The sequence below is a fragment of the Bradyrhizobium sp. B117 genome, from assembly GCF_038969555.1.
Taxonomy (GTDB): domain Bacteria; phylum Pseudomonadota; class Alphaproteobacteria; order Rhizobiales; family Xanthobacteraceae; genus Bradyrhizobium.
In genome coordinates, this window is record NZ_CP152414.1 from 5141132 (window position 1) to 5159017 (window position 17886).

The following is a 17886-nucleotide window of genomic DNA, read 5'->3' on the forward strand; positions in this document are numbered from 1 at the left end:
GCCAATCAGCGGCGCGCTATGCACACCGCACTCTCGATTCCATGACGGTTGGGCGCGAGGTCGCGCGAAAACAAAAAGGCCGGCGCGAGGCCGGCCTTCCGTGACGATGTGACGTCGGTCGTGAGACGAAGCTCAGTACTTCGCGACGACCGGGCCGCCGAAGTGATAGTTCACGCCGACCTGGACGGTATGAAGGTTGAGCGTGCCCGTGGGCACGATGCCCGAGAAGTAGGTCTCGCCGCCGAGGCTGCGATAGAGGTACTCGCCCTTGACCGACCACTGCGGAGCGAAGAACGCCTCGACACCCGCACCGACGGTCCAGCCGGAGTGGAACTTGCTGTCGGAGACCGAGAGGGCACCCAGGCTGGCGGTGAGCTTGTTGTCGATCCAGGCGTAACCACCGGTGCCATAGAACAGGACGTTGTTGACGGCCCAGCCGATGCGGCCGCGCACGGTGCCCATCGCGTCGGTCTTGGAGCTCAGCGAGGCGGGGATGCCACCGACGCCGGCGACGAAAACCGTACCAGCGGCCGAGGCGCTGACGTCAGCCCAGGCGCCGTCGGCTTCAACGCCGAACACGACGTTGCCGGTCTGCCAGTTGTAGCCGGCGGTGCCGCCGACGAAGCCACCCTTCATCTTTGGGTCGCCCGAGCCGTTTTCCCAGGCGCCGCCGCCGACGATACCGAGGTAGAAGCCGGTCCAGTTGTAGACCGAGGCCACAGCCACCGGAGCCTTGGTGTAGGGGCGGGCCGCGAGATCAGCCGCCGACGCGGGGGCAGCGAGAGCGAACAAACAGGCCGAAGCCAACAAAACTTTCTTCATTTCAACCAAAATCCCAGTCCCAGTTTCTGTTGTTGCCTTCCGCGCGCAGAAGGGTATCGGACGCCGTGGTCCAACTGGCGGCGTGCTTACACCACCAAATCCGCAAGTTGTGTCTCTCAAAAGCCACAACAGTCACAAAACGTAACGATTGCTGACACATTGTCGCGTCGCGTGCACCCAGCAAAAAAGGCCGGCGCGAGGCCGGCCTTTGATCTCTAAATGATATCAGATGGATATCAGTATCGCCCGATGACCGGGCCACCCCAGCGGTAGTTCACGCGGATGAGGCCGATATCGACGTCCTGGCTGATGCGATCAGAGCGTGTAGCGACGCCAAGCGGGCCGAGGAAGAAGTTGCCGGAGCCGCTGAAGCCGATGGTACGGGTGCCGAGGAAGAGGTGATCGTACTCGAAGCCGACGGTCCAGTTCGGCGCGAATCCGAACTCGACGCCGGCCCCCACGGCGCCACCCCAGCGGGTCTCGCTGGCCCGGTCGAATTCGAGACCGGTCGGGACATCGTAGCTGCGATAGCGATCGCTGACGACCGCGCCGCCGCCCTTCACGTAGAACAGCACGTTATTCCAGGCATAGCCCATCTGGCCGGTGATCAGGCCGAAGGCGTCGATCTTGGAGCGATCGCGCAGGCCGCTGACCGCACTGATGTTGTCGCCGGAGAAATCCGCCCAGTTGCCCTGGCCTTCCAGTCCGAACACCCAGTTGGCCGACTGCCAGCGATAGCCGATCTGGCCACCGGCCGTCCCGCCGGTCGCACTATGGCAGCCCTCGCCGAAGAGAGCGCCGCCAACGCCGACGAAGTCCCAGCACTTGCGGGCCGAGCCGCCGCCGCCGTTGATGCCGATGTAGAAGCCGCTCCAGTCGTAAACGGTCGCCACGACCGGCGGCGGGGCCTTCGTGTAGGGACGCGCTGCGAGATCCGCCGCGCTTGCGGGAGCCGACAGGCTCAACGCCATGGCACCGATTGCACCAATCAAAATCTTATTCATTGCAGTCTCCCCAGTTTCGTCCGCTTCTTTGAAGTCCCCGAAGCGGTTGATCAGGCGCGACGCCCATATGAACTCAATTCCAAGGCGAGCGTAGCTTAACGGGGAGGCAGAGTCCGTCTCCGAAATGCAACAGCCAGAGACCTTATGAAGCGCTTCTAACTTGATGAATGTTAACCGCTTTTGCCCGTTACCGGGAACTCGAAAAAGTTCCATTCGACCTTCGCGATTTTTGACGCCATCTCAGCGCGCTCCTGCCACGCGTTCACTGTGGCCTGCATAAGAACAAATCTGGAACAAGTTGAGGGCGGATGCTATATGTGGGGATAACCCCGGGGGTGACGGACTGATCGCCTCGCGCGAGCGTATAGGGTCGGCTCAACGGGGCGGCGGAGCTTCGCGGCGCGCGGGTTCGGCCTTTTGAAATTCAGTGGCATTTGGAGTGGAGAGCGGCGATGGCGGGAAGCGTCAACAAGGTCATTCTGGTTGGAAATCTCGGCAAGGATCCTGAAATCCGCCGCACCCAGGACGGGCGGCCGATCGCGAATTTGAGCATCGCCACCTCGGAGACCTGGCGCGACAAGAACAGCGGCGAGCGCAAGGAAAAGACCGAGTGGCACCGCGTCGTGATCTTCAATGAAGGTCTCTGCAAGGTCGCCGAGCAGTATCTGAAGAAGGGCGCCAAGGTTTACATCGAGGGCGCGCTCCAGACCCGCAAATGGACCGACCAGAGCGGCGCCGAGAAGTACTCCACCGAGGTCGTGCTGCAGGGCTTCAACTCGACGCTGACGATGCTCGACGGCCGCGGCGGCGGCGGAGGAGGCGGCAGCTTCGGCGACGAGCCGGGCGGCGATTTCGGCTCCTCGGGTCCCGTCAGCAGCGCACCGCGCCGTCCCGTGGCCGCCGGCGGCGGTGGCCGCAACAGCGACATGGACGACGATATCCCGTTCTGAGGCTCACGGGCGTCTCGCCGCGAACGCCGGCCGCTCGCGTAAAGTGACAGGATTCCTTACCAATTGACGGGCAAAGCTCGGTTTTTCCGGGCTCGCCTCAGGTGCTGCCTCAAGCCTTTGACCGGTGGCGATGTGAATGGTATTAACTTGATGTTAATCCTGTTTACATAGCTGTTCCGCCGGAGGATGCTCCGCATGAGCCTTGCGCCGCTGCTTGAGGCCGCTCCAGCGATCCCGCTGCATGCTTTCGCCGCGATGGCCGCCTTCGTGCTCGGCCTCGTCCAGTTCGCCGCGCCCAAGGGAACGTTGCCGCACCGGACGTTCGGCTGGATCTGGGTGGTGCTGATGACCGTAGTGGCGGCGTCGTCGTTCTGGATCCACCAGATCCGTCTGGTCGGGCCGTTCAGCCCGATCCATCTCTTGTCGATCTTCACGCTCGTCGTGCTGCCGCTCGCGGTTTGGCGGGCGCACACCCATCGCGTCGCCGATCACCGGCGAATGATGATCTTCATTTTCGCCGGCGCGCTGGTGATCGCGGGCCTGTTCACCCTGGTGCCCGGGCGCATCATGCACCGGGTGATTTTCGGGGCTTAAGGGGCGGTTCCACCCCGCTCATTCCGGCGCCGTCCTAGGCCATGCCGGGAAGGGCGTAAGTCTCTGGAAAAACAGTCGGAAAAAGCGCTTTCCTAACCCTTGCAAGGGTGGTTATCGGGGCGTCGATGCGCTATATGATTCCCAGATAAAACCTCACCGGATTTCCCCTTGGCTGACGACGACAACAAGCCCGGCGACCAGCCGGCGCAACCCTCGGACATTCGCCCCGTCTCGATCTACGAGGAGATGAAGAAGTCCTACCTCGATTACGCCATGAGCGTGATCGTGTCGCGTGCGCTCCCCGATGCGCGCGACGGGTTGAAGCCGGTCCATCGCCGCATCCTCTTCGCGATGAACAATCGCGGCGACACCCCGGACAAGAAGCACAAGAAGTCCGCCGGTGCCGTCGGTGAGGTCATGGGTAAGTACCACCCCCATGGCGACCAGGCGATCTACGACGCGTTGGTGCGCATGGCGCAGGACTTCTCGATGCGCGCGCCCCTGATCGACGGACAGGGCAATTTCGGCTCGGTCGACGGCGATCCGCCGGCGGCGATGCGCTACACCGAATCCCGCCTGACCAAGATCGCTCTGAAACTGCTCGAGGACATCGACGACGACACGGTCGATTTCCAGGACAACTATGACGGCTCCGAGCGCGAGCCGGTGGTTCTGCCGGCGCGGTTCCCGAACCTGCTCGTCAACGGCGCCGGCGGTATCGCGGTCGGCATGGCCACCAACATCCCGCCGCACAATCTCGGCGAGGTGATCGACGCCTGCGTGGCGCTGATCGACAATCCGTCCCTGACCATCGACGAGCTCAACAACATCATCCCGGGCCCGGATTTCCCGACCGGCGGCATCATCCTCGGACGCCAGGGCATCCGCAGCGCCTATCATCTCGGCCGCGGCTCGATCGTGATGCGCGGCAAGGTCACCTTCGAGACCATCCGCAAAGAACGCGAGGCGATCGTCATCACCGAGATCCCGTATCAGGTGAACAAGGCGACGATGGTCGAGCGCATCGCCGAGCTCTACAAGGAAAAGAAGATCGAGGGCATCTCCGATCTGCGCGACGAATCCGACCGCGACGGCTACCGCGTCGTCGTCGAGCTCAAGCGCGACGCCGTGCCCGACGTGGTGCTGAACCAGCTCTACAAGTTCACGCCGCTGCAGACGAGCTTCGGCGTCAACGCTGTTGCGCTCGATAGCGGCCGTCCGCAGACGATGAACCTGAAGGATATGCTGACGATCTTCGTCGGCTTCCGCGAGCAGGTCGTCACCCGCCGCACCAAGTACAAGCTGCGCAAGGCGCGCGAGCGCGCGCATGAGCAGGTCGGCCTTGCGATTGCGGTCGCCAATATCGACGAGATCATCCGCGTGATCCGGCATTCGCCAACGCCGGCTGCCGCGCGCGAGACCCTGATGACGCGCGACTGGCCCGCGCGCGACGTCGAGGACATCATCACGCTGATCGACGATCCCCGCCATCGCATCAACGAGGACGGCACCATCCGCCTGTCGCTGGAGCAGGCGAGGGCGATCCTCGAGCTGCGGCTGGCGCGCCTCACCGCACTCGGCCGCGACGAGATCGGCGAAGAGCTGGCCAAGCTCGCCGGCGAGATCGAGGACTATCTCGCGATTCTGCGCTCGCGCGCCCGCATCCTCGACATCATCAAGACCGAGCTCGCCGAGGTGAAGGCCGAGTTCGCCACCCCGCGCCGCACCGTGATCATGGAGCAGGAAGGCGAGGTCGAGGACGAGGACCTGATCCAGCGCGAGGACATGGTCGTGACCGTCTCGCACGCCGGCTATGTCAAGCGCGTGCCGCTGTCGGCCTATCGGGCGCAGCGCCGCGGCGGCAAGGGCCGCGCCGGCATGCAGACCCGCGACGAGGACTTCGTAAGCCGCCTGTTCGTGGCCTCCACGCATACGCCGGTGCTGTTCTTCTCGTCTCGCGGCCAGGTCTACAAGGAGAAGGTCTGGCGGCTGCCGATGGCCGCGCCAAACGCGCGCGGCAAGGCGCTGATCAACATCCTGCCGCTGGAGCAGGGCGAGCGCATCACCACCATCATGCCGCTGCCGGAGGATGAATCCACCTGGGCCCAGCTGGACGTGATGTTCGCCACGACCGGCGGCAATGTCCGGCGCAACAAGCTGTCCGACTTCGTCGACGTCCGCCGCTCCGGCATCATCGCCATGAAGCTCGATGACGGCGAAGCGATCGTCGACGTCCAGATCTGCACCGAGCGCGACGACGTGCTGCTGACCGCTGCCGGCGGCCAGTGCATCCGCTTCCCGGTTCCCGATGTGCGCGTGTTCACCGGGCGCACCTCGATGGGCGTGCGCGGCATTGCACTTGGCGAGGGCGACAAGGTGATCTCGCTGGCGATCCTGCGCCATGTCGAGACCACCTCCGACGAGCGCTCGGCTTACCTGAAGATGCGCCGCGCGGTCGCCGGCGAAGCCGCGGCTGACGAGGCGCCGGCCGATGCCGAGGCCGAGGAGACCTCCGGCAGCTTCCAGCTTCCGCAGGAGCGCTATGTCGAGATGTCGGCGGCCGAGCAGGTCGTGCTCACCGTCTCCGTGAACGGCTACGGCAAGCGGACCTCGTCCTACGAGTACCGCACGACGGGGCGCGGCGGCAAAGGCATCGTCGCCATGAGCGTCAACAACCGCAACGGCAACCTCGTCGCGTCCTTCCCCGTGGAGGATGCCGACCAGATCATGCTCGTCACCGACAAGGGCCAGCTGATCCGCTGCCCGGTCGAAGGCATCCGCATCGCCGGCCGCTCGACCCAGGGCGTCATCGTGTTCGACACCGCCGAGGACGAGCACGTCGTCTCGGTCGAGCACATCACGGAAGAGGCCGAGAGCGGGAATGGCGAGAACGGCAACGGGGCGTAAGGCCCCGTTCTAGGCGGTGTTCGCAAGCTCTCTCGTGAGATCGGCAAGGGCCTCGTGCTTGCCGATCTGTGCCATCCAGCACCAGAGCTCCAGCGTGCAATACATGCGGTAAAGGTCGAGCGTCTGCTGCCAGTCGGGGCGCGCGATCGTGCCATAGCCGGCGAGCAAGCCGTCGCGCTTCGGCGCATCCTTCGGCGTGAAATAGTACAGCGCTTTCGCGATATCCATCAGCGGATCGCCCGATGTTGCATTCTCAAAGTCGACGATGCCCGTCAGATGCGGCTCGTCTTCCGGCGTCACCAGCACGTTGCCGGCATGGAAATCGTAGTGGCACAGGCGAGGGTGAGACGCTGCCTCGAACAAATGCTGCCGTGCCGTGACGCTATCGCGCAAGCGCGCCGCTAGTGCGGGATCACCGCCGCGTGTGCAGAATTCCGTCAGCTTCCTCTCGAATTGCGCGGACATGTAGGCATGGTTGCTCGGATGCGCCGTCCAGACGCCGTTGGGGCCGATATAGCCAAAGCTATCGAGGGTGACGTCGTTGATCCGGCGCAGCGCCGCGCCCATCTCGGCATAGACCGCAAACAGCTGGGTCTCCGACAGTGTCGCCTCGCGTCGGCCGAGTACCGTGCCGTCGAGCCGGGTCATGAGCAGATAGTTCAGGTCGATCGCCGTTCGCGTGTCGTCGGCGAGCAGGATTTTTGGAATGGCCGCGCCGACCCCCCGCAGGAGACCCAGCACGTAGACCTCCTTCGCCATCTTCCACTGTAGCGATTCCGGATAGACCTTGAGGATGCAGGCGGGCGCATCCGCGAGCGTTAGCTCGAGGACGGTGCTGATCTCGCCGCCGTGCAGCTCGGTGACGCCGCGCACCGAGGCGCGCGGAGACATCCGGCGGATGATCGATTGCGCCTGATCGACCGAGATCGTCAGCCGGGGTTTCAGACGCAGAGGCGTGTCGCCAGTCATGGGTATTCTCTCCGAGCCGCCCGAGGCGGTCGCCTGCCACTGGACGATCGACGCAAACCTAGCGACGTTCGCCTTTGAGGACCTGTCCTCGCTGTTTCAACGTCAGCGCGACGACCTTGTCGTTGGCGTCACGCTCGAAATCGATTTCGGCGGCAACGGATTCGGCCACAAAGACATCCCGTTCGACGGATGCGAGTTCGAGCGGCCGCTGATTGGTGCCTTGCACGAATAGCTTTGTGTCGGTGGAGAAAATCCGGAGCGCGAAACCGGGTGTCAGTGGATAGTTGCCGATATAGTCCTTGAGCTGGTCTTCGGAGGGCGACCATTTGGCCGCAGCCGGACGGGTGCCGATTTGCTCGGCGTCGGCGACGCCCCCAAGTTGAAACCAGGTGAAGGTATAGGTGCCGTCCGCCTTGCGCTTGGGCCGCAGCAGGGCATCGAATTCGCGCGGATAGAAGTCGCCGGCGCTGTCGTAGCCCATCTCGAATTCCGGCTGTCCATCCGCCTGGATGGTCAAGCTGCTGCCCTTGTGGCGCAATTCCATGCCGAGCCCGCCCTTGAGGCGATATTTGCCAACGAGTGCGTCGATCAATTTGGCGTCCGCTGTGGCGACCACGCGCGGTGCGCCGGCCGACGCCGACGGATCGAGCAGATGCGTCCCGAGCTGTCCCAGGCCGCCGGTGGACGTCAATGCGGTATCGCAGAGCAGAACAACGGCCCGTTTGGTCGCGCGATCGACTCCTGCGTAGGACGAGAAGCCGCCGGTGCCACCTTCGTGCACGATGATGGTCCGCCCGTTTCGGGTGAACAGGCTCCAGTTCATGCCCATCCTGTGTCCGTCGACGTCTGCGATCTGCGCCTGGGTTTGGGCCAAGGCAGGCGTAATCGTGCTCTCACGCGTGCCCAGCTGGCCCTCGAGGTACCGGAGCATGTCCGGCAACGTCGCGCGAACGCCCCCGACCCCGGCCATGTCAGGCGGAAAATCCCAGGGACTGGTGGGCGTTGTGTTCGGGAGGTGCCCCTGAGCGGCGCGAACCTGCGCAGGGCGGTGGGCCACATAGGTCTCGGTCATGCCGAGCGGAACGAGCAGACGTTCGTGAAGGAGCGTCTCGGAGTCCTTGCCTGCGCGCTTGGCGAGCGCGTAGGACAACATCATCATGGCAAAATTCGAATATTCCCACTTCGCGCCGGGCTCGCGTGTCAGCTTGGTTTCGGCCAAGGCGTCGAGCAAGTCGCGCTCGGTTACGGCGGCATAGGGATTGTTGATGTCGGGCGGGCGATAGTGCGCTGGAATGCCCGGCAGGCCAGACATATGCGTCACGATTTGTCCGATGGTGATGTCGTGGCCGTTGAACGCGGGTACGTGCGTCCCCGGCGGCAGCAGCCTGGCGATGGGATCGCTGAGGGCGACTTCACCGCGCGCGATGAGCTCAGCGAGCAGCGCCGCCGTCATCGTCTTGCTGATCGAGCCGATCTCGAAGGCAGTGTGGTCGTCGTAGGGACGCTGTGAACTCGGGTCGGCGCAGTAATAGGCTGTCGCGATCGTGCCGGCGTCGATCACCCCGGCTGCGATGCAGGCGCCGGTGCGGTCGCCCTTGAAACGCAGCTCGAGCGCCGCGCGCACATCGTCATTGCTGATGGCAAGGCCAGGCGTCGCGTAGAGCATGATGGTCGAAACAAGAAAGAGCAGCGCTCTCATCGTCTCTCGCAATCCGTCGTTCGGCGCGACCCTGCCGGTTCATCGGGCCCTGAACGAACCGACGCCCTAAATCTCCAGCTCCGTCCCGAACTCCACCACCTGCTTGGTCGGCACGCCGAAGAACGCGGCCGAGCGTTCGGCGTTGCGCTGCAGGAAGGCGAACAGGCCTTCGCGCCAGACCCACATGCCCGGGACATCCTCGCGCGGGATGATGGTCTCGCGGCCGACGTAATAGGTGATGTCGGCGAGGTCGATGCCGGGCAGCTTGCCCTGCCGGCACGTGAGGGTCAGCCCTTCGTAGATGGTCGGGTTCTGCATGAAGCCGTAATGCAGGACCACGCGGGTGATACCGGGGATGATCTCGATCACCTCGGCGCGTTCCTCATCGGGAATGTGCGGGGATTCCTCGATCAGCACGGTGACCAGCAGCACGCGTTCATGCAGCACGCGATTGTGCTTGACGAACTGGGTCAGCGCGAGCGGCACGCCGCGCGCCGCCGACGCCAGGAACACGGCGGTGCCGGGGAGCCTTGCGCTGCATTTGTTGACGGCGGTCTCAATCAGGTCCTCCTCGGGCTGGCGCAGCCGGGCGCGGGCCGCCTCGACCAGCTTCACGCCGGCGCGCCAGGTCAGCATCAGGAAGGCGACGAGGGCCGCGAGCAGCAGCGGAAACCAGCCGCCCTCGAACAGCTTGATCGAATTCGCGGAGAAGAAGATCACGTCGATGATGAAGAAGAAGCCGTTCACGGCGACCACGAGCCAGGGCGAATAGCCCCACTGGATCGCGACCAGGGCCGCGAGCAGCGTCGTGATCGCCATCAGCAGCGAGACCGCGATGCCATAGGCGCCGGCGAGCGCGTCGGAGGTGCCGAAGCTCAGCACCGCGCCGAGCGTGGCGGCGGCGAGCAGCCAGTTCACCAGCGGCACGTAGATCTGGCCGATCGCATCGCTGGTGGTGTGGCGGATCTGCATGCGCGGCAGGAAGCCGAGCTGGATCGACTGCTGGGTCAGCGAGAACACGCCGGAGATGATCGCCTGCGAGGCGATCACGGTCGCGACCGCCGAGAACGCGACCAGCGGATAGTGCAGGAAATCAGGGCAGAGCTGGAAGAACGGATTCTCGATCATGCTGGGGTCGGTGATCAGCAGCGCGGCCTGGCCGAAATAGTTCAGCACCAGCGCCGGCAGGCAGATCGCGAACCAGGCAAGCCGGATCGGGAAGCGGCCGAAATGCCCCATGTCGGCATACATGGCTTCGCCGCCGGTCACCGCGAGGAAGGCGGCGCCGAGGATAGCGAACGAGATATGAAAATCCTGGTGGATCAGGAAGTCGAAGGCATAGAACGGGCTGAGCGCGGCCAGCACCGCCGGCGCCTTGACGATGCCGTGGATGCCGAGCGCGGCCAGCGCGACGAACCAGGCCAGCATCACCGGTCCGAAAATGCGGCCGATGAAGCCGGTGCCCTGCTTCTGCATCATGAACAGCCCGATCAGGATGGCCACGGTGATGGGCACCACGACGGGCGCGAGCGAGGGCGCGTCGACCTTGAGGCCCTCGATGGCTGAGAGCACCGAGATCGCCGGCGTGATCGCGCCGTCGCCATAGAGCAGGGCGGCGCCGACGAGACCGACGACGAGCAGATGCGCGCGCCAGGTGCCGGCCTGGGCGTGGCGGGCATGGAGCAGGGCCAGCAGCGCAACGATGCCGCCTTCGCCGCGATTGTCGGCGCGCAGGATCAGCAGCGCGTATTTGAGCGAGATGATCAGCAGCAGCGCCCAGAGGATCAGCGAGGCAACCCCCAGGACAGCGTCGTGACTTAGGGTGCCGCCATGGGCCGCCGCCTTGGCGGCTTCCTTCAGGGCGTAAAGGGGGCTGGTGCCGATATCGCCATAGACCACCCCGAGGGCGCCCATGGTCATGGCAAGTGGCAGCGGATCAGGATGATGGTGGCCGGAGGCGACTGCGGGCGTACTGGACAATGGCGACCCCCCGATGGGATCGCGCCCGGCGGGCCATTCCGACGGGCGCGAACATCAGACAGTCTGCGACGAGACGTCGCAAATTTCCATGAAATTTATATCAGTAAGCTTTTCTGACGCGAAGCTGACAACCGCAACTACGGCGTGCGATCGGCGGTCACGAGGCGCGCCTCGCGGACGTCGGCCTTGGTGCCGGCGCGGCGCAGGCAGGAGGCTTCGAAATTCGGCCAGGTCTGCTGCGAACAGTCCTTGCCGATGGTGCGGATGTCGAGACGGTCGCTCTTGGCGAGCGGCTGCGGGACGCTGGCCTCGACCTTCGGGGCAAAGCCTGGCAGGAGGGTGAGGGCGGCAGCAACACACGCAGAGATGGCGATGGCCGAGAGAGCCTTGATCATTGACAGTCCCCTGTGATGCGGCCGCGACGCCCAGTGTGCGGCCCGTCGTTTGTTGGGCGGATTAGTAACCATGGCCAGTTTCCGGACGTCTTCGCGGATGTCGGAAATGGTTTCGTTCGCGCTCCGTTTTGTTTCGTGGCCGCCCCGAGGACGAAACAAACGGGCCGCAGCCGACAGGATAGGCCGCAGAATCCGCGCTGAACGGGCAGGGAACCTGTCCGGCTTGCCGGGCCGGGCCGGGCGCGGTAGGACGTGGCCATGCCGCGCATTGCCTTCTACCCAGGTTCCTTCGACCCCATCACCAACGGCCATCTGGACGTGGTCCGGAGCAGCGCCCCGCTGTGCGACCGGCTGGTGGTCGCGGTCGGGATCCACCCCGGCAAGAAGCCGCTGTTTTCGACCGAGGAGCGGCTCAAGATGCTCCATGACGTCTGCGGGCCGGTGGCAGCCCAAGGCGGCTGCACGCTCGAGGCTGTGACCTACGACGATCTCGCGGTCACCGCGGCGCGCAAATACGGTGCGACCATCATGATCCGGGGTCTGCGCGACGGCACCGATCTCGACTACGAGATGCAGCTCGCCGGCATGAACGGCACCATGGCGCCCGAGGTGCAAACCGTCTTCCTGCCGGCCTCTCCGCTGGTCCGCCCGATTACCGGCACATTGGTGCGTCAGATCGCCGGCATGGGCGGAGATGTCTCGGCCTTCGTACCGCCGCTCGTCGCAAACCTGCTCAAGGCCAAATTCGCCGGATAACGGCGCGCTGTTTCATCTCACCTGATCCGGAGTTTTCATGATCCGTCGTCTCGCAATTCTTGCCACGATGTTCGTCGCGCTCTTCAGTGCAGCGCCGGCGATGGCGCAGCAGCTGCCGGCGAACCTCGACAAGGCCAATGCGCTCGTCATCGACACCACCAAGGGCCGCATCGTCATCAAGCTGCGCACCGACATCGCGCCCCAGCACGCCGAGCGCCTCAAGCAGCTCGCGCGCGAGGGCTTCTACAACAACGTGCCGTTCCACCGCGTCATGGACGGCTTCATGGCCCAGACCGGCGACGGCCAGAACGGCAACGGCACCGGCGGCTCGAAATATCCGAACCTGAAGCAGGAATTCTCCAAGGTGCACTTCGCGCGCGGCATCGTCGGCATGGCCCGGCGCGGCGACAGCGTCGACAGCGCCAACTCGCAGTTCTTCATCATGTTCGCCGACGGCGGCAGCCTCGATAACCAGTACACCGTGATCGGCGAGGTCGTGCAGGGCATGGACGTCGTCGACAAGCTGAAGAAGGCTCCGCCCGGCTCCCCCGGCGGCACCGTCACCGATCCCGACAAGATGGTGAAGGTGCAGGTCGCCTCCGACATCAAATAGGACACAGGAGAACGCCATGGCGCGCTGCGGCAACAGGCTTGTGCTGATTGCCGCGGCGCTGCTCCTCGGCGTCTCCAGCGCGGCTGCCGAGGACGCGAAGGTCAATACCATCGCTGATATCTCCAGGTATCTGCAAACCTGCTGGAAACCGCCGCCGCCGGCCAAGGCCCGCCCTATCGACATCACCGTCATCGTGAGCTTTAACCGGGCCGGAAACATTTTGGGCCATCCGCGAATTTCCTATGAGTCCGCGGAGGCCTCCGACGAGGACCGGCTGCAGTACCGCATTGCGGTGATGGAGACATTGCAACGCTGCACGCCGTTGCCATTTACCGATGCAATGGCTGGCGCCGCCGCGGGGCGTCCCTTCGTAATCCCGATCCGCAGACGGAAGACTTCACCCCCAACGCAAGAGAGACGAGCATGAGCGTCACCGAAAACACATTGATCCTCGAGACCACGCAGGGCCCCGTCACCATCGAGATGCGGCCTGACCTCGCGCCCGGCCATGTCGCGCGCATCAAGGAGCTGGTCCGCGAGGGATTCTATGATGGCATCGTGTTCCACCGCGTCATCGAGGGCTTCATGGCGCAGACCGGCTGCCCGCACGGCACCGGCACCGGCGGCTCCGGCAAGAAGCTGAAGGCCGAGTTCAACAAGGAGCCGCACGTGCGCGGCACCGCCTCGATGGCCCGCGCCGCCAACCCCGATTCCGGCGACAGCCAGTTCTTCATCTGCTTCGACGATGCTCGCTTCCTCGACAACCAGTACACGGTGTGGGGCAAGGTCACCGAGGGCATGGAGAACGTCGACAAGATCAAGCGCGGCGAGCCGGTGCAGAACCCCGACAAGATCGTCAAGGCGCGCATGGCGGCGGATAAGGAATAAGCGGTTTTGCCGGTGTCATGCCCCGCGCAGGCGGGGCATCCAGTAATCACCGGCGGTGGTTACGACTGAGATAGTGAGTACTGGATCGCCCGCCTGCGCGGGCGATGACAAGTTCGAGGGCATGCGCACCGATCTCTTCGATTTCGACCTGCCGCCCGAGCGCATCGCCTTGCGCCCGGCGAGCCCGCGCGACTCCGCGAGGATGCTGGTCGTGGAGAACGGCGCGTTGCGCGACCAGACCATCGCCGACCTCGCACAATGGCTGAGGCCGGGCGACCAGCTCGTCGTCAACGACACCAAGGTCATCGCGGCGCAGTTGAAGGGCCGCCGCATCGGCCGCGAGACCGAGCCGAAGATCGAGGCGACGCTGATCAAGCGGCTCGACGGCTCGCGCTGGCAGGCGCTGGTGAAGCCGGCGAAGAAGCTCACTGCCGGCGACCGCATCCGCTTCGGCAATGAGGGCAAGGTCTGCCTGCTCGGCCATCTCGATGCCGAGGTCGAGGCCAAGGGTACCGAAGGCGAGGTGACGCTGTCGTTCTCGTTCCACGGCCCCGCGCTGGATCAGGCGATCGCCGATCTCGGCAGCCCGCCGCTGCCGCCCTACATCGCCTCGAAGCGTACGCCCGACGATCAAGACCTCGCCGACTACCAGACCATGTTCGCGGTCAACGAAGGCGCGGTCGCAGCGCCCACTGCGGGCCTGCATTTCACGGCGGCACTGGAACAGGCGCTGCGCGAGCGCGGCGTCGGCATCAACCGGATCACGCTGCATGTCGGGGCAGGGACGTTCCTCCCCGTGAAGGTGGACGACACCGAAGGCCACAAGATGCATGCCGAGTGGGGCACCATCTCGGCCGAGACGGCCGAGCGGCTCAACAGCGTGCGGAGGAACGGCGGCCGCATCGTTGCGGTCGGCACAACGTCGCTAAGGCTGCTGGAGAGCGCGGCCAGCGAGGACGGCACAATTCAGCCGTTCGCGGCGGAAACCTCGATCTTCATCACGCCCGGATACCGCTTCCGCGCCGTCGACGTGCTGATGACGAACTTCCACCTGCCGAAGTCGACCCTGTTCATGCTGGTGTCGGCATTCGCCGGCCTGGACACGATGAAGCAGGCCTACGCGCACGCGATCGCGAGCGAGTACCGGTTCTACTCGTATGGAGATGCGTGCCTGCTGTTTCGGGCGGTGCCGTAGGGTGGGCAAAGGCGCACAGCGCCGTGCCCACCATCAAGAGTGCACGGGACGTAAAGGTGGGCACGCTTCGCTTTGCCCACCCTACGATACCGGTCGCTGCGATGCTGATTACGCCATCACCCGCTGCGGCAGCAGCTCGGCGATCTGCACGGCATTCAGCGCGGCGCCCTTGAGCAGCTGGTCGGCCGCGACGAACATCGAGATCGAATGGCCGCTAGGATCGCTGAGGTCCTTGCGGATGCGGCCGACCAGGACGTCGTCCTGGCCCGAGGCGTCGATCGGCATCGGGAAGTAATTCTTCGCGCGGTCATCGACGATCTTCACGCCGGGCGCCTGCGCCATGATGGCGCGGACCTGGTCCTCGGTGATCTCCTTCTCGCATTCGAAGGTGATGGCCTCGCAATGCGCGCGCAGCACCGGCACGCGGACGCAGGTGACGCCGATGGCGATCTTCTCGTCCTCGAAGATCTTGCGGGTCTCCTTGATGACCTTGGTCTCTTCGTCGTTGTAGCCGGTCTCGGGGTCGACCGCGGTGTTGTGGTTGAAGAGATTGAAGGCGTAGGGGTGCGGCATCACCTTGGGCGTATAGACCTGCCCGTTGAGATTGGCGCGGGTGGATTCGACGAGTTCCTCCATCGCGGCAGCGCCGGCGCCTGAGGCCGCCTGGTACGTCGAGATGATGACGCGCTTGATGCGGTTCTTCTGGTGGATCGGCCAGAGCGGCACCAGCGCGGTGATCGCGGCGCAGTTCGGGTTGGCGATGATGCCCTTGTGGTCGCGGATGCGGTTGCCGTTCACCTCGGGGATCACCAGCGGCACGTTCGGATCCATGCGGAAGGCCGAGGAATTGTCGACGACGACGGCGCCGGCCTTGACCGCGATCGGCGCGAACTTCTTCGAGATGCCGCTGCCGGCGGAGAACAGCGCGATATCGACGCCCTCGAAGGCGCGCTCGGTCAGCTCCTCGATGACGACGGTCTGGCCGCGGAACGACACCGTCTTGCCGGCGGAGCGGGCGCTCGCCAGCGCCTTGAGCTTGCCGACACGAAAACCGCGCTTGTCCATGGTGGCGATGAATTCGGCGCCCACCGCACCGGTGACGCCGACAATCGCGACGACGGGATCGTTACTCACTGTGTCCTCCATTGAGATCGATTGAGACAACAAAAAAGCCCCTGACCATCGAGGGCGGGGCTTCGGTAGAGCTGATGCGTTTTAGTCGACGACTACGCGCGCACGCCTCCCCGGGCCCCGAAGGCCGTGGTGGTTTTGGTCGTGCGTTTGGTGGTCGTGAACATGGCGGCGACTTATGCGGGAGAGTCTTGCGCCCGTCAATGGCTTTTCGGCGGGATTGTGGCGGAGTTATTTGGCCCGGGCGCCGGGCGGCTCGAGGGTGACCTCCTTGAGGTCGTCGCCGCTGACGACGACGATCGAAAAATTCAGCCGGCCGCGTTCGCGCACGAGGCCGCCGCTGATCGCCTTGCCTGAGGCCGCGCGCTCGGCGACGCGTACGGCGTCGGCGAGGCGGTGCCTGATCGCGCCGAGCGCTGCGAGGTTGTCGCGGTCCTCGAGGTCCAGCTCGGCAAGGGGGAGGGCAGCCTCGCCGCCGACGAGCTCGCCGGTCCTGGCGTTGATGGTATGGCGCCAGATCCGGTCGTTGTGCAGGGTCTTCACCCGATACACTGGCACGCCGGAGCCGCCGTCGAAGCTCACATCGGCGGTGGTGGCGCCGGCGTGACGGGCCTCCGCGATCGCCATGGCCTGGCTGATCGAGATCGACGAGCTGCGGAAGCGTTCGATCTCGCGGCTGACCGCTTGGCGGTCGGCCTCGGCATCACCATCTGTGTCGCTGGGAAGGGCGGTCGGCGTCCCAGTGGTCACGATCGCGCGCGCGGGCGCGGCAAGAAGGAGCGCGGACAGGCTGATCGCCAGTAGCGGCAAGGTCCATCGTGTGGCTGTCGTCATGCTCGAAACCTTTGGTCGGCGAGCGGGCTTGGTCACTCAGAGAAGACGCGGCCGACCTTGGGCATCGGTCGGCCGCTGAACGTCGTGGCGGGCTGTACCCGTCGCGGCGATCAAAGCGCGGCGGACCCCTTTGGGGCTGGTGAAAAAGTGGTCCGCATCGCCTTATAATTAAACCATACCGTATCGTTTTGTTTTGGTCAATGGCGAGAGCGCGGCCCCGTTGGGGATAGATCGCGAGCTCACGGAATTGTCAGCGGGAGGGGCGGCGCCGTTGCGGGCTCTTAGCGGCGTCCTTGGCACCATCCTTGGCACCATCTTTGGCCGCGTCGTGGACGCGATCCGCAGGTCCGAGCGCACCGGCCAGGAACAGCTTGATCGCGGCGCGCATGCGTTTCTCGGCGGCCTTCAGTTCCAGCGACATTCCGAACGTCGCCATGCGGTGGGTGTGACCGGCAACGACGTCGAGGAACACTTCCGCTGCGATCGTGGTGTCTTCGACGTCCAGCGCGCCCTGCGCCACCAGATGGTCGAAGAAGCGCGCCGTGGTGGCGACCGCCTTGAGCCAGCCTTCCTCCTTGCCGAGCTTGGCGACGTCGGGGAAGTTGATGGCCTGTGACGTCATCATGCGGCTGAAGGCGACGGCATCGGATCCGCAGGTGAAGGTCAGCATCTCGCGCCCGATCTCGACCAGGCGCTGCTCGACAGAGATATCCGAGGCGCTGGAGAGCTGGGTCTCCGCCGCTGCCGACAGCGGCGCCAGCCAGCGCTCGATCTCACGCCTCAGCACGGCGGCAAACAGGCCGCGCTTGTCGCCGTAACGGGAATAGACGGTGGGCTTGCTGACCCGCGCCGCTTCTGCGACCGCATCGAGCGAGGTCGCATCAAAACCGCGGTCCAGGAACAGGCGGGTGGCGACCTCGATCAGCCGCTGGTCGCGCTCGATCGCGGCGGTTTTGGTCGGCCGGCCGCCGCGCGATTTCGGCACCTCGCGCCGTTGCGCTGCCGATCTGGTCCTGGTCGCAGTCAATCCCATGCCCAATGATTCCTGCGCGTTGCCTGTCATTCGCTCTATATCGCGCGGGAGCGAGGGCGTCATCGCGAATCTGGCCGAATTGGCCGTATCGTCAACGGTCTCGATACGACCTCGTT

At 64.9% G+C, this 17886-nt stretch carries 17 protein-coding genes; 8 read left to right on the top strand and 9 right to left on the bottom strand.

Going from position 1 to position 17886, the window contains the following annotated elements:
* Window positions 1-132: 132 nt before the first annotated feature.
* Both AAFG16_RS25215 and AAFG16_RS25220 read right to left on the bottom strand, forming a co-directional pair.
* Window positions 133-822, bottom strand: coding sequence for an outer membrane protein (locus AAFG16_RS25215; RefSeq protein WP_342729674.1), 690 nt, complete (start codon window positions 820-822; stop codon window positions 133-135).
* A 236-nt stretch (window positions 823-1058) separates the two neighbouring features.
* Window positions 1059-1826 (bottom strand): outer membrane beta-barrel protein, encoded by a 768-nt coding sequence (locus AAFG16_RS25220; RefSeq protein WP_342729676.1) that lies wholly within the window; start codon window positions 1824-1826, stop codon window positions 1059-1061.
* A gap of 452 nt (window positions 1827-2278) precedes the next feature.
* Between AAFG16_RS25220 and AAFG16_RS25225 the strand changes: the two genes are divergently transcribed.
* From AAFG16_RS25225 to gyrA, 3 genes are all read left to right on the top strand, one after another.
* Window positions 2279-2776, top strand: a complete 498-nt coding sequence (locus AAFG16_RS25225) for a single-stranded DNA-binding protein (RefSeq protein ID WP_027559281.1) — start codon at window positions 2279-2281, stop codon at window positions 2774-2776.
* Window positions 2777-2971: 195 nt separating this feature from the next.
* The gene (locus AAFG16_RS25230; protein ID WP_283079109.1) at window positions 2972-3370 is read left to right on the top strand and encodes a DUF2306 domain-containing protein; all 399 of its coding nucleotides are present in this window, start codon (window positions 2972-2974) and stop codon (window positions 3368-3370) included.
* A 168-nt stretch (window positions 3371-3538) separates the two neighbouring features.
* Window positions 3539-6277 carry a DNA gyrase subunit A gene (gene gyrA, locus AAFG16_RS25235; protein ID WP_342729682.1) on the top strand — a complete coding sequence of 913 codons (2739 nt, stop codon included), beginning with the start codon at window positions 3539-3541 and terminating at the stop codon, window positions 6275-6277.
* A 9-nt stretch (window positions 6278-6286) separates the two neighbouring features.
* On the opposite strand, the gene AAFG16_RS25240 is transcribed toward gyrA, so the two are convergent.
* The 4 genes from AAFG16_RS25240 to AAFG16_RS25255 form a co-directional block, all read right to left on the bottom strand.
* Complete coding sequence (locus AAFG16_RS25240; protein WP_342729684.1) at window positions 6287-7246, bottom strand: aminoglycoside phosphotransferase family protein; 960 nt, start codon at window positions 7244-7246, stop codon at window positions 6287-6289.
* A 58-nt stretch (window positions 7247-7304) separates the two neighbouring features.
* Window positions 7305-8945, bottom strand: a complete 1641-nt coding sequence (locus tag AAFG16_RS25245) for a serine hydrolase (protein WP_342729686.1) — start codon at window positions 8943-8945, stop codon at window positions 7305-7307.
* 66 nt (window positions 8946-9011) lie between these two features.
* Window positions 9012-10865, bottom strand: a complete 1854-nt coding sequence (locus tag AAFG16_RS25250) for a KUP/HAK/KT family potassium transporter (protein WP_342740963.1) — start codon at window positions 10863-10865, stop codon at window positions 9012-9014.
* Window positions 10866-11062: 197 nt separating this feature from the next.
* Window positions 11063-11320, bottom strand: coding sequence for a hypothetical protein (locus tag AAFG16_RS25255; protein ID WP_342729688.1), 258 nt, complete (start codon window positions 11318-11320; stop codon window positions 11063-11065).
* 258 nt (window positions 11321-11578) lie between these two features.
* Between AAFG16_RS25255 and coaD the strand changes: the two genes are divergently transcribed.
* From coaD to queA, 5 genes are all read left to right on the top strand, one after another.
* Entirely contained in the window at window positions 11579-12076 is a 498-nt protein-coding gene (coaD, locus tag AAFG16_RS25260; protein ID WP_283079113.1) for a pantetheine-phosphate adenylyltransferase, read from the top strand.
* A 37-nt stretch (window positions 12077-12113) separates the two neighbouring features.
* The gene (locus AAFG16_RS25265) at window positions 12114-12689 is read left to right on the top strand and encodes a peptidylprolyl isomerase (RefSeq protein WP_283079114.1); all 576 of its coding nucleotides are present in this window, start codon (window positions 12114-12116) and stop codon (window positions 12687-12689) included.
* 16 nt (window positions 12690-12705) lie between these two features.
* Window positions 12706-13116: a hypothetical protein gene (locus AAFG16_RS25270; RefSeq protein WP_342729691.1), complete on the top strand. Its 411-nt coding sequence runs from the start codon at window positions 12706-12708 to the stop codon at window positions 13114-13116.
* Entirely contained in the window at window positions 13113-13577 is a 465-nt protein-coding gene (locus AAFG16_RS25275) for a peptidylprolyl isomerase (RefSeq protein WP_018642141.1), read from the top strand. Before AAFG16_RS25270 ends, AAFG16_RS25275 begins: the two co-directional genes overlap by 4 nt.
* A 121-nt stretch (window positions 13578-13698) precedes the next feature.
* The gene (gene queA / locus AAFG16_RS25280; protein ID WP_342740964.1) at window positions 13699-14772 is read left to right on the top strand and encodes a tRNA preQ1(34) S-adenosylmethionine ribosyltransferase-isomerase QueA; all 1074 of its coding nucleotides are present in this window, start codon (window positions 13699-13701) and stop codon (window positions 14770-14772) included.
* A gap of 108 nt (window positions 14773-14880) precedes the next feature.
* Here the strand turns inward: queA and AAFG16_RS25285 are convergent, their stop codons facing one another.
* From AAFG16_RS25285 to AAFG16_RS25295, 3 genes are all read right to left on the bottom strand, one after another.
* Window positions 14881-15918, bottom strand: a complete 1038-nt coding sequence (locus AAFG16_RS25285; protein WP_342729696.1) for an aspartate-semialdehyde dehydrogenase — start codon at window positions 15916-15918, stop codon at window positions 14881-14883.
* A 216-nt stretch (window positions 15919-16134) separates the two neighbouring features.
* A complete protein-coding gene (locus AAFG16_RS25290; RefSeq protein WP_283079117.1) occupies window positions 16135-16737 on the bottom strand; it encodes a PepSY domain-containing protein in 603 nt (200 codons plus the stop codon).
* A 250-nt stretch (window positions 16738-16987) separates the two neighbouring features.
* The gene (locus AAFG16_RS25295) at window positions 16988-17770 is read right to left on the bottom strand and encodes a TetR/AcrR family transcriptional regulator (protein ID WP_342729698.1); all 783 of its coding nucleotides are present in this window, start codon (window positions 17768-17770) and stop codon (window positions 16988-16990) included.
* Window positions 17771-17886 lie beyond the last annotated feature (116 nt).

Coding starts and splice junctions, on each gene's coding strand:
- AAFG16_RS25230 (WP_283079109.1), top strand. CDS start 2,972: ATGAGCCTTGCGCCGCTGCTTGAGGCCGCTCCAGCGATCCCGCTGCAT.
- AAFG16_RS25295 (WP_342729698.1), bottom strand. CDS start 17,770: ATGGGATTGACTGCGACCAGGACCAGATCGGCAGCGCAACGGCGCGAG.
- AAFG16_RS25265 (WP_283079114.1), top strand. CDS start 12,114: ATGATCCGTCGTCTCGCAATTCTTGCCACGATGTTCGTCGCGCTCTTC.
- AAFG16_RS25240 (WP_342729684.1), bottom strand. CDS start 7,246: ATGACTGGCGACACGCCTCTGCGTCTGAAACCCCGGCTGACGATCTCG.
- AAFG16_RS25225 (WP_027559281.1), top strand. CDS start 2,279: ATGGCGGGAAGCGTCAACAAGGTCATTCTGGTTGGAAATCTCGGCAAG.
- AAFG16_RS25220 (WP_342729676.1), bottom strand. CDS start 1,826: ATGAATAAGATTTTGATTGGTGCAATCGGTGCCATGGCGTTGAGCCTG.
- AAFG16_RS25255 (WP_342729688.1), bottom strand. CDS start 11,320: ATGATCAAGGCTCTCTCGGCCATCGCCATCTCTGCGTGTGTTGCTGCC.
- queA (WP_342740964.1), top strand. CDS start 13,699: ATGCGCACCGATCTCTTCGATTTCGACCTGCCGCCCGAGCGCATCGCC.
- AAFG16_RS25270 (WP_342729691.1), top strand. CDS start 12,706: ATGGCGCGCTGCGGCAACAGGCTTGTGCTGATTGCCGCGGCGCTGCTC.
- AAFG16_RS25245 (WP_342729686.1), bottom strand. CDS start 8,945: ATGAGAGCGCTGCTCTTTCTTGTTTCGACCATCATGCTCTACGCGACG.
- AAFG16_RS25285 (WP_342729696.1), bottom strand. CDS start 15,918: ATGGAGGACACAGTGAGTAACGATCCCGTCGTCGCGATTGTCGGCGTC.
- AAFG16_RS25250 (WP_342740963.1), bottom strand. CDS start 10,865: ATGACCATGGGCGCCCTCGGGGTGGTCTATGGCGATATCGGCACCAGC.
- AAFG16_RS25290 (WP_283079117.1), bottom strand. CDS start 16,737: ATGACGACAGCCACACGATGGACCTTGCCGCTACTGGCGATCAGCCTG.
- AAFG16_RS25215 (WP_342729674.1), bottom strand. CDS start 822: ATGAAGAAAGTTTTGTTGGCTTCGGCCTGTTTGTTCGCTCTCGCTGCC.
- AAFG16_RS25275 (WP_018642141.1), top strand. CDS start 13,113: ATGAGCGTCACCGAAAACACATTGATCCTCGAGACCACGCAGGGCCCC.
- coaD (WP_283079113.1), top strand. CDS start 11,579: ATGCCGCGCATTGCCTTCTACCCAGGTTCCTTCGACCCCATCACCAAC.